At 46.2% G+C, this 10,683-nt stretch carries 11 protein-coding genes and 1 other annotated feature; of the genes, 7 read left to right on the top strand and 4 right to left on the bottom strand.

Translation table 11 applies throughout. The features are described 5' to 3' along the window. Positions 1–231 precede the first annotated feature (231 nt). Positions 232–894, bottom strand: coding sequence for a GntR family transcriptional regulator (locus M3191_RS16515; RefSeq protein ID WP_251701466.1), 663 nt, complete (start codon positions 892–894; stop codon positions 232–234). A 110-nt stretch (positions 895–1,004) separates the two neighbouring features. Beyond that, positions 1,005–1,520 carry a GNAT family N-acetyltransferase gene (locus M3191_RS16510; protein WP_251701465.1) on the bottom strand — a complete coding sequence of 172 codons (516 nt, stop codon included), beginning with the start codon at positions 1,518–1,520 and terminating at the stop codon, positions 1,005–1,007. Between the two features lie 126 nt (positions 1,521–1,646). Between M3191_RS16510 and M3191_RS16505 the strand changes: the two genes are divergently transcribed. The 3 genes from M3191_RS16505 (at position 1,647) to M3191_RS16495 (ending at position 3,208) form a co-directional block, all read left to right on the top strand. After that, on the top strand, positions 1,647–2,210 hold the full coding sequence (locus M3191_RS16505; protein WP_251701464.1) for a 3D domain-containing protein: 564 nt from the start codon (positions 1,647–1,649) through the stop codon (positions 2,208–2,210). Positions 2,211–2,318: 108 nt separating this feature from the next. Next, positions 2,319–2,483, top strand: coding sequence for a hypothetical protein (locus tag M3191_RS16500; protein WP_251701463.1), 165 nt, complete (start codon positions 2,319–2,321; stop codon positions 2,481–2,483). Continuing rightward, complete coding sequence (locus M3191_RS16495) at positions 2,480–3,208, top strand: SDR family NAD(P)-dependent oxidoreductase (protein WP_251701462.1); 729 nt, start codon at positions 2,480–2,482, stop codon at positions 3,206–3,208. Before M3191_RS16500 ends, M3191_RS16495 begins: the two co-directional genes overlap by 4 nt. A gap of 36 nt (positions 3,209–3,244) precedes the next feature. Here M3191_RS16495 and M3191_RS16490 read toward each other — a convergent pair whose 3' ends face one another. Next, entirely contained in the window at positions 3,245–3,844 is a 600-nt protein-coding gene (locus M3191_RS16490; RefSeq protein WP_251701461.1) for a class I SAM-dependent methyltransferase, read from the bottom strand. Then, entirely contained in the window at positions 3,841–4,800 is a 960-nt protein-coding gene (locus tag M3191_RS16485; protein WP_251701460.1) for a TIGR01212 family radical SAM protein, read from the bottom strand. Before M3191_RS16485 ends, M3191_RS16490 begins: the two co-directional genes overlap by 4 nt. A gap of 172 nt (positions 4,801–4,972) precedes the next feature. Here M3191_RS16485 and M3191_RS16480 point away from each other — a divergent pair, with 172 nt between their 5' ends. From M3191_RS16480 to leuS, 4 genes are all read left to right on the top strand, one after another. Continuing rightward, positions 4,973–6,151, top strand: coding sequence for an MDR family MFS transporter (locus tag M3191_RS16480; RefSeq protein WP_251701471.1), 1,179 nt, complete (start codon positions 4,973–4,975; stop codon positions 6,149–6,151). A 111-nt stretch (positions 6,152–6,262) separates the two neighbouring features. Beyond that, positions 6,263–6,949, top strand: a complete 687-nt coding sequence (locus M3191_RS16475) for a CoA transferase subunit A (RefSeq protein ID WP_251701459.1) — start codon at positions 6,263–6,265, stop codon at positions 6,947–6,949. 9 nt (positions 6,950–6,958) lie between these two features. Then, entirely contained in the window at positions 6,959–7,603 is a 645-nt protein-coding gene (locus M3191_RS16470) for a 3-oxoacid CoA-transferase subunit B (RefSeq protein WP_251701458.1), read from the top strand. A gap of 266 nt (positions 7,604–7,869) precedes the next feature. Next, positions 7,870–8,086 (top strand) — a binding site (T-box leader). Positions 8,087–8,164: 78 nt separating this feature from the next. Then, positions 8,165–10,579 (top strand): leucine--tRNA ligase, encoded by a 2,415-nt coding sequence (leuS, locus tag M3191_RS16465; protein ID WP_251701457.1) that lies wholly within the window; start codon positions 8,165–8,167, stop codon positions 10,577–10,579. Positions 10,580–10,683 lie beyond the last annotated feature (104 nt).

The raw sequence follows: 10,683 nt of genomic DNA, 5'->3' as shown, positions 1-10,683 counted from the left end.
CTTGAGACCCCGCAGGCCGCACGCCTTTCGCGACCGAGGAGGCTCAAGCCATGCCCGCGGAAAGCGAGCGCCGGAACGGAAAGCAACAGTATATTGACAGGACCCTACACCTTCATTCAAGCAGTGAAAAAATCTAGTAAAACACTTGACTACAGGTAAGAAAGCGTCCGCGTGAAGAGCAAATCAACATTGTTCCAATGGGTACTGACTTTAAAAAATTGGGGTGCTTTTTTAGTCTGTTTTCTTGGAATGAAATTCGTCAATGGCACGGAGCCAGTTTTCACGCATGATCGATGCTGCTTTTTCCCCGTTGCCTTCTGTCAGCAACCTGATAATATCCTTATGCTCGTCAATCGACTTTTCCGTCAAAATGATCGAGTTATGGAAAAACAATCGACGTACATGGGTTTGCAACGAAGCTACGATAGAATGAATATATTTGTTCGCCGCTTGGTCGACGATGATTTGATGAAAGTCTTCGTCGATTTTCAATGCCGTAAAATAATCCTCTTTCTGGACGGCCTTGGCAAAACGATTATTCGTCTCTTCCAATTCTATTATGACGTTTTCATCCAAGTTAGGGGCTGCAAGTTCCGTGGATAACGCTTGCATGGCGGCTAGGGGCGGCAAAAGGTCATTGATCGACTCCTTGTCCACCTCTGTCACTTGTGTCGCTTTTCCTGGATACATCTTCACGAACCCTTGGACCTCAAGCAACTGAAGAGATTCGCGGATTGGCGTTCTGCTAACTCCGAGAGCTTCCGCCAGTTCAATATCATTCAGCTTTTCGCCTGGCTGCAATGTGCCGTCAATTATCCATTGCTGCAATTGAGTAAATGCACTTTCTTTCGCTGTCACACGTGTCGGTCTTTGATGCTCCGAAGGTATCGGCATTGCTGATCACCATCCTGCTTGCAATTTGAAATCAATTCCTACTTCAGTTCTAGTACTAGTAGTATACATGAAAAGAAAGCAGGATGAAATTTTTATATACAATATATTGGTTAGATACTGCGAGAATAAACGAGAGAAATATCTTCATCCTCTTCGGTCGCACCATATGATACCTCTTCCCGCTTGAAAATAAAACCTTTCGATTCATAAAATGGAATTCCGTACATATTTCCTTTTGCAACCGAAACCCACTGCCGATCCGCTCCATACGTATGCTTTTGTACTTTTGTATAAAAATCGAGCAGTCTTGTACCGATTCCTTTGCCTCTTGCTTCAGGGGCAACATAGAAGACGTAAATCTCTCCATCGGCCTCATTTTTCATCCCGCCGCCAATGACTCCTAGGAGGTTTCCTTCCTTTTCGGCGACAATATAGCCATGCCACTTTTTGTCGGTTGTTGTGACTTCCTGTTTGACGCGTTCGACATTGTAATAATTCTCAATTAACCGCTCAATATAGGCGTTTGTGAACAGCTCCCCGTAAGTGAACCACTGGCATCGTGAAAGCAAGTCAGCAAGGGATTTCGCTTCATTTTTTCTAGCGTTTCTTACTAAAATTTCTGTCAATCCCATCTTCCTTCCATCGTAATATTCACTTCTCTTTTGTAATAAGAATGGTTGCAAACTGTAACATGCATGTAATACTTCACTGCTAATCTATGAGTAGACTAAAAAAGGCGGGGAGTAGAAAACTTGAGAAAACATATTGTGACGCTTATCTTTACAGTAGTTTTATTGATCGGTGGTACGACCGAAAGTTTTGCAGCCTCTTCAACGTATAAGGTCAAAAAAGGTGACACGCTTTATAAAATTGCCGAGATCCATAATGTTACCGTAAAAGAATTGCAAACATGGAATAGCATCAAGTCGGACGTCATTCATCCGAATCAGAAATTGAAGGTCGTCCAAACCGAATCTCAAAAAGAGGTTGCCAAAACACCATCACGATCCGATGATGACAATGTAGTAAAGGAAATCACGGTTTCCGCAAGTGCGTATACAGCGAATTGCAACGGCTGTTCCGGAATCACTTCAACGGGCATCAACTTGAAGCGCAATCCCGATGCTAAAGTGATTGCTGTTGACCCATCCATTATACCATTAGGCACGAAAGTGTACGTGGAAGGATACGGATATGCCATCGCTGGCGATACTGGCGGCGCGATTAAAGGAAATAAAATTGATGTCTTCTTCCCAAGCAAAAGCGAAGCGTTTAAATGGGGAAGGAAAGACGTGAAAATAAAAATATTGAAATGATGATAAGGCCAATCTCTTCTAATTTGGAAGGGGTTGGCTATTTTAATTCCTCCAATCTCACATCCATCATGGTAAAATGATGTAAACGTGAGGGAATGGGGAGTGGAGATGGAGAAGAGAAGATTAATCATCGGGGTAATCGCAATACTTGCAATCGCATTATATATTTGGATTGCCTATTTCGAGATTCCAGAGAAAGTGAAAATTGGGGAAGATGCATTTCAAGAGGAATCATGGCAGGCTGACATCGAGATGAAAGGGGAAGTCAATTGAACTTATTTATTGTTACCGGTGCGTCTAAAGGAATCGGTTCTGAATTGATGAAACAGTTGAAGGGGAGGGGGGACAAGGTGATCGGCATCGCCAGGACGAATGAGAGCCGGGATGGAGATTTGCTGACTGCCGACCTTTCTCTTACCGATCGTTTGGCTGAAATCATTGAAAGGATTGTAGAAGAGAACCTTTCATCCGCAACTTCCTTTACATTGATCAATAATGCAGGAACGGTAGAACCGATCGGGTTGATCGGCACGATAGACGAAAAGAAGCTGACAGAGGCGCTCGCTGTCAATTTGACGGCACCAATGATTCTATCGAATGCATTCATCTCGGCGCTTGAAAAGTTCGAAGGACGAAAAAGAATTGTCAATATTTCTTCAGGGGCTGGCAGGAACCCATATGAAGGATGGGGCGTTTATTGCACAACGAAAGCGGGACTCGATCATTTCTCCCGCGTCGTATCGCTTGAGCAGGAAAAGGCCGAATACCCTGTTGATGTCATTTCGATTGCTCCGGGAATTATCGACACAGGCATGCAGGAAACGATTCGATCAAGCAATGCCGCAGATTTCCCATTGCACGACCGTTTTGTCGACTACAAACAGCAAGGGCATTTAAGCAGTGCGGAAGAGACCGCGCGTAAACTTATTTCCGTAATGGACCGTGAAGACTTCGGTAAACTCGGCCCGATCGCGGATATTCGGCAGATCGGGGAATGAAAAAACGCTTGGACCAAAATGGTTCCAAGCGTTTGCTTACTCTTCTACGTGCACAACTTCATCAAAATCCCTCACTTTTTCGATTGCAATCAAAAATGGGGGATTTTTTCGTTGATTGAGCAATTCATAGCGGACAACATGAACATCGGCCTGGTGGAGCGACTTTACATAGTCTAGCAATGCATCGCGCTCTTCCTTCCCGCCTTCATGGCCATCATAGACGGAAATCGTTATGATCCCACCCTTTTTAAGCATACCCAGCAGCTTATTGACAGCTTCGATCGTGGAATCCGGTTTTGTGATGATGGACAAATCTTCACTATACGGAAGATACCCTAAATTGAACATCGCTCCGCCAATTGGTTTCTTGACGTATGTATCCACATTCTCATGGCTGTCCAAAATCAATGAGACACGGTCATTGAGTTTGTCCAATCTGTTTGCCGTCGCCTCGAGAGCAGCTTGCTGGATATCGATAGCGAAAACGCGGCCTTCTTCACCGACGAGCTCCGCGAGGAATAATGTGTCATTCCCGTTTCCCGCAGTTGCATCGACAACCGTCTCACCTGGCAGAACAGTTTCGCTGATCAACCGTTTCGAAAAAGGTAAAACCCGATGCAATAAAATATCACTCATATTCGTTCAATCTCCTTACTGTAATACTTACCTTGATAGCTGTCGCGGCGTTCCAATTCCTTGTCGATGCCGTTCAGCACATCCCACTTTGACGCGCTCCACATAGGACCGATCATTAAATCGAGCGGACCATCCCCGGTGATCCGGTGGACAATCAATTCTGGCGGAAGAATTTCAAGCTGATCGACGACGAGGTTGATATAGTCATCTCTCTCAAGAAACTCCAGCAAGCCCTTTTCGTATTGTTTGACCATTGGCGTCCCTTTCAACAAGTGCAGTAAATGGATCTTGATGCCTTGCACATCGAGCTTCGCCACTTGTCTTGCCGTTTCCATCATCATTTCTCTATCTTCGAGCGGAAGGCCATTGATGATATGGGTGCAGACGCGTATTCCATGCCGCCTCAACTTTTCCACGCCTTCAACGTAAGTGGCGTAATCATGCGCTCTGTTCACGAGCTTGGCCGTCTTTTCATGCACGGTCTGCAAGCCTAATTCGACCCATAAATACGTCCGTTCATTCAACTCTGCCAAATAGTCGACGACATCATCGGGCAGGCAGTCGGGGCGTGTACCTATGGAAAGGCCGACGACACCAGGTTGGGCTAGGGCCGCTTCGAACTTCTCCTTCAAAACCGGCAGCGGGGCATGTGTATTCGTGTACGCTTGGAAATAGGCGATGTACTTGCCTTCTTTCCACTTCTGATGCATCCGGTCGCGGATTTCATTGAACTGGACTTCAATCGGCTTTGCCCGGTCTCCTGCAAAGTCGCCTGAGCCTGCGACGCTGCAAAATGTACAGCCGCCGAAAGCTACTGTGCCGTCGCGGTTCGGACAATCAAAGCCGGCATCGAGAGCGACCTTGAATATTTTGAACCCGAATTCATCCTTCAAATGCCTGGACCATGTATGGTACCGTTTCCCCTCAGTAGGGAACGGATAAATGAAGTCATCCATCATTTCAACTCCTCTAACAGTAGATTGTACCATTTTGGATCCGCTCAGTGTCATCTGAATTGCGGAACATATTCCGTTTTTGTTGTCTGAATCCAGAAAAAGACATACACTCGAATTAGCTTTCATGAGTAGTAGATAGAGATCGGAGGCGAAGGAAATGCCTAAAATGGAAATACCCAATAAAGTTTGGCTTCTCATCGTAGGAATGTTTGTCAATGTCATAGGGAACTCGTTCCTTTGGCCATTGAATACGATATATATGCATGAATATCTCGGTAAGTCGTTGGCGGTCGCCGGTCTTGTCCTGATGGCGAACGCAGGAGCTGGTGTCGTCGGGAATCTGCTTGGCGGTTTTTTATTTGACCGGATCGGCGGTTTTAAATCCATCATGGCAGGCATCATTATTTCGATTTTGGCGCTTGCCTATCTCGTATACGACCATGATTGGTATCCATATATCATCTTGCTTACCATATTAGGATTTAGCGGCGGTATCATCTTTCCAAGCATGTATGCGATGGTCGGAACAATTTGGCCTGAAGGCGGCAGGAAGGCATTCAACTCGATCTATTTGGCGCAGAACGTCGGAGTCGCAATCGGGCCCGCACTCGCTGGTTTGATAGCTTCCGTGCATATCGATTATATATTTTTTGCGAACTTGGTTTTCTATGTCATTTTTCTTTTCATTGCCTACTTCGGATATAAAAAACTGGAAATTGCACCCGATCGCCACACAAACGTTATCCGAGAAACTGCGCGGATTAAGAATAAAGCACCTTTTTATGCTTTGCTCATTTTAGTCGGCGGCTATTTGATCACCTGGCTCGTCTATTCGCAATGGTCGACGACGATTTCCACGCATGCACTAGCACTAGGCATTACCTTAAGAGAGTACAGTTTCATTTGGACAATCAACGGGTTGCTGATTGTTATTGGACAACCTCTTATCAAACCGCTTATCAAGCGGCTTGAAAAGCAGCTGAAAGCGCAGATGATTATCGGGACGGTCATCTTCATCATCTCCTTCATCGTCGTCAGTTTTGCAGGCTCATTCAAAATGTTCATCGTTTCGATGGTTATCCTTACTTTCGGTGAAATGATTGTATGGCCGGCCATTCCGACATTGGCGAGCCAGCTTGCGCCGAAAGGGAGGGACGGATTTTACCAAGGGATTGTCAACTCCGCTGCAACAATCGGACGCATGATCGGCCCATTGGCAGGGGGTATCCTTGTTGAAATCCACGGCATGAAAATGATGCTTCTGCTTCTGACGAGTCTCATGGCCATTACCATTGTCACAACACTTCTATATGACAGACCGCTTACGTCTGAACGAAAACCGGAAATCTAATGAGGATTTTCCGGTTTTTCAGTTTAGAACATTGCGTCCCGCTTAATAGTTTGATTAAATGAATAGAGAGTAGTTGTAATTTTTCTGAAAGATTCAAAGGGGGAATGCTAGATGAAACCGATTTATACAACAGCTATGGAAGCGATTTCACAAATCGAAGACGGCTCCACCTTAATGGTGGGGGGCTTCGGACTTGTCGGAATCCCGGAACAACTTATTTTGGCACTCGTCGAAAAAGGCGTCAAAGATTTGACGATCATTTCGAATAACTGTGGTGTGGACGAATGGGGTCTCGGTCTTTTATTGAAAGAAAAGCAGATTAAGAAGATGATCGGCTCCTATGTCGGAGAAAACAAGGAGTTCGAACGCCAAGTGCTGTCCGGCGAAATCGAAGTCGAACTGACACCGCAAGGGACGCTGGCTGAAAAGATTCGTGCAGGCGGCGCAGGGATTCCTGCATTTTACACACCTGCAGGAGTAGGGACTACTGTGGCGGATGGAAAAGAGATAAGGGTATTCAACGGCAAGGAATATGTCCTTGAGGAAGCGCTCGTCGCCGATTTTGCATTGGTTCGCGCAGCGAAGGCGGATAAAATCGGAAACTTGATCTATAACAAGACCGCTCAAAACTTCAATCCGATGATGGCGGCTGCAGGCAAGATCACGATTGCGGAAGTGGAAGATATTGTGGAAACGGGACAACTCGATCCAGCGACGATCCACACGCCGAGTATCTACGTGCAAGGGTTGCTACAAGCGGAACAGGAAAAACGGATTGAGAGATTGACGACTCAATAAGGGGAGGGGATGTTCATGATGAATTTCAGAGAGAGAATTGCAAGACGTGCGGAAAAGGAAATCAACGACGGCGATTACGTTAATCTTGGCATTGGGATGCCTACATTAGTCGCAAACTATATATCGGATGACAAGACGGTCGTGCTGCAGTCTGAAAACGGCCTCCTCGGCATCGGCCCATATCCGACGGAAGATCAAGTCGATCCGGATCTGATCAACGCAGGCAAGGAAACGGTGACGACAATCCCGGGATCTGCATTTTTCGATAGTGCGGAATCCTTTGCTATGATCCGTGGAGGGCATGTCGATGTAGCCATCCTGGGCGGCATGGAAGTGTCCGAAAAAGGAGATCTTGCCAACTGGATGATCCCAGGCAAGATGATCAAAGGGATGGGCGGCGCGATGGATCTCGTGCACGGCGCGAAAAAAATCATCGTCATCATGGACCATGTAGCGAAAGACGGCTCGGCAAAGATCAAGAAAGAATGCTCATTGCCGTTGACAGGAAAAGGCGTCGTCCATAAAATTATCACGGAACGTGCTTTGATCGATGTGACGCCTGATGGTCTGGAATTGAAGGAAGTGTTCGAAGGATTTACAGTTGAAGATGTTGTGAATTCGACGGAAGCGGAATTGAAAGTGAATATTGGTTGATCGCCAAATGCCAAGTCCTCATTAATGGGCTTGGCATTTTGTTATCTATCGAATAGGTGGAGTTATCTATCGAATATGACGACTTATCTATCGAATCGATGGAGTTATCTATTGAATATGCAAAGTTATCTATTGAATCCGGAAAGTTATCACCAAAAAGGGACTTTGGGTTCATTGGATTTCCTAGAGACTTCCATTAAAATTTAAGACATCTAGTTGTATTTCGGAACTATTTCGGGTACACTACAATAAACTGAATTCAAATAGCGTTGGCATTGAAAAGGAATCAGTAATCGGTCCAGTCGATTGAAGAGAGCAGGCGGTTTGGTGCAAGCCTGTACGACTACGATGAACTCGCCTTCGAGCCTGTATCGGTGAACGAATAGTAGCCGGTGCCGTTTTCCGCGTTAAGGAAACAAGTTGGGCGGCATTGCCGTCAATTTGGGTGGCACCGCGGGAGTACATATACCTCTCGTCCCTTATCTTTTTAAGGGACGGGAGTTTTTTTATTTCCGCGAATCGCATAGCGCTTTTTGAATATAGAGGGAAGGAATGACAGCAATGAGTTATAAACATGTAGAAATCGAAAAGAAGTGGCAGCAGTACTGGAAAGACAATAAGACGTACAAAATGGTCAACGACGAATCCAAGCCGAAGTTCTACGCGCTTGATATGTTCCCTTATCCTTCCGGAGCGGGACTTCACGTTGGGCACCCGCTAGGCTATATCGCAACGGATATCTTAAGTTCATTCAAACGGAAGCAAGGCTATAATGTCCTTCACCCGATGGGATGGGACGCTTTCGGATTGCCTGCTGAGCAATATGCAATCGATACGGGGAACGACCCTGCGGAATTCACTGCCAAAAATATCGCGACATTCAAGCGTCAAATGAATGATCTCGGGTTTTCCTACGACTGGGATCGTGAAGTGAATACGACAGATCCGAAATATTACAAATGGACGCAATGGATTTTCATCCAATTGTATAAAAAAGGCTTGGCCTATATCGATGAAGTGCCAGTCAACTGGTGCCCGGCGCTTGGAACAGTCCTTGCGAACGAGGAAGTCATCGATGGTAAATCTGAACGTGGTGGGCACCCGGTGGAACGCCGCCCTATGCGCCAATGGGTATTGCGCATTACCGAATATGCGGATCGCCTGCTTGAGGATCTTGAAGATGTTGATTGGCCGGAAAGCTTGAAAGATATGCAACGCAACTGGATCGGCCGTTCTGAAGGCGCTCAATTGATGTTCGAAATCGAAGGGACGGATCTATCATTCGAAGCATTCACGACACGTCCGGATACGATTTTCGGTGCGACATATGCCGTTCTTGCCCCTGAACATAAGCTTGTCGATACGATTACGACAGCCGAACAAAGGGAAGCTGTTGACGCTTATTTGGATAAGGTGAAAACGAAGAGCGACTTGGAACGTACCGACCTTGCAAAAGAAAAGACTGGCGTATTCACGGGCGCTTACGCAATCAACCCTGCTAGCGGCGAAAAGATGCCGATCTGGATTGCGGATTACGTCCTTGCTTCTTATGGAACTGGCGCCATCATGGCTGTTCCAGCACATGACGAAAGAGACTATGAGTTTGCAGTAGAATTCAACTTGCCGATTGTGGAAGTCGTTGCAGGCGGAGATGTTTCAAAAGAGGCATATACAGGAGATGGAGAGCATATCAACTCAGATTTCCTGAATGGCCTTGGCAAAGATGAAGCAATTGAAAAAGCGATTGCTTGGTTCGTTGAAAACGGCAAAGGTGAGAAGAAGATCACGTACCGTTTGCGCGATTGGCTATTCTCGAGACAGCGTTATTGGGGTGAACCGATTCCGATCATCCATTGGGAAGACGGATCAATGACTCCTGTCGATGAATCCGAATTGCCATTGATGCTGCCGAAGACGGATAACATCAAGCCAAGCGGAACAGGCGAATCACCGCTTGCGAATATCGAAGAGTGGGTCAATGTTGTTGATCCAGTCACGGGCATGAAAGGCCGCCGGGAAACAAATACAATGCCGCAATGGGCAGGAAGCTGCTGGTATTACTTGCGCTATATCGATCCGGATAATGACGAAATGTTAATTGATCCGAAACTTGCGGAACGCTGGCTGCCGGTCGACATCTACGTCGGCGGCGCGGAGCATGCGGTGCTTCACCTTCTATATGCACGCTTCTGGCATAAGGTGCTTTACGATATCGGTGTAGTACCAACGAAAGAGCCATTCCAAAAATTGTTCAACCAAGGAATGATCCTCGGGGAAGGGCATGTGAAAATGTCCAAGTCGCTTGGCAACGTCATCAACCCGGACGACATTGTCCATTCGCACGGGGCAGATACGCTTCGTCTTTACGAAATGTTCATGGGGCCGCTTGAAGCTTCGAAAGAGTGGTCGACAAACGGACTTGATGGATCCCGCCGCTTCTTGGACCGCATCTGGCGCCTATTCGTCAACGAAGACGGTACACTTAGCTCCAAAGTTGGCGGGGAGCCAGGCGGTGAACTTGAAAAGGTGTACCACCAAACCGTGAAGAAAGTGACCGAAGACTTTGAAGGAATGCGCAACAACACTGCCATTTCTCAATTGATGGTGTTCATCAATGAAGGATATAAAGCCGATTCGATTCCAAAAGAATTCGTTGAAGGTTTTGTCACACTGATTTCACCGATTACTCCGCATCTTGCTGAAGAGCTATGGGAGAAGCTTGGCCATAGCGAATCCATATCTTACGTAGCTTGGCCGACATACGATGAGTCGAAGCTTTTCGATGATACAGTTGAAGTCGCTGTCCAAATTAACGGAAAAGTCCGCGCGAAAATCAACGTCGCAAAAGACATTACGAAAGAAGAGCTTGAAAAAGTCGCTCTTGCTGACGAAGATGTGAAGCAGTGGATTGAAGGTAAGGAATTGAAGAAAGTCATTGCAATTCCAGGCAGATTGGTTAACATTGTAGCTGTTTGATTAATGAAAAATCCACGGAAAGAGTGAAGCTCTTTCCGTGGATTTTTTTGTAGGAGTCTTATTGGAGAAAGGTTTCTACAATGCAATAAAATGGTTGTCGCGCT

The sequence above is a fragment of the Sporosarcina luteola genome (genome assembly GCF_023715535.1).
GTDB classification, from domain to species: Bacteria; Bacillota; Bacilli; order Bacillales_A; family Planococcaceae; genus Sporosarcina; species Sporosarcina luteola_B.
This window is presented reverse-complemented; position numbering and strand designations above follow the sequence as displayed.

What these genes read in the sequence shown, in the direction of transcription:
- M3191_RS16490 (WP_251701461.1), bottom strand. Translation starts at nt 3,844, where the DNA reads ATGAGTGATATTTTATTGCATCGGGTTTTACCTTTTTCGAAACGGTTG.
- leuS (WP_251701457.1), top strand. Translation starts at nt 8,165, where the DNA reads ATGAGTTATAAACATGTAGAAATCGAAAAGAAGTGGCAGCAGTACTGG.
- M3191_RS16475 (WP_251701459.1), top strand. Translation starts at nt 6,263, where the DNA reads ATGAAACCGATTTATACAACAGCTATGGAAGCGATTTCACAAATCGAA.
- M3191_RS16470 (WP_251701458.1), top strand. Translation starts at nt 6,959, where the DNA reads ATGTTCATGATGAATTTCAGAGAGAGAATTGCAAGACGTGCGGAAAAG.
- M3191_RS16500 (WP_251701463.1), top strand. Translation starts at nt 2,319, where the DNA reads ATGGAGAAGAGAAGATTAATCATCGGGGTAATCGCAATACTTGCAATC.
- M3191_RS16515 (WP_251701466.1), bottom strand. Translation starts at nt 894, where the DNA reads ATGCCGATACCTTCGGAGCATCAAAGACCGACACGTGTGACAGCGAAA.
- M3191_RS16485 (WP_251701460.1), bottom strand. Translation starts at nt 4,800, where the DNA reads ATGGATGACTTCATTTATCCGTTCCCTACTGAGGGGAAACGGTACCAT.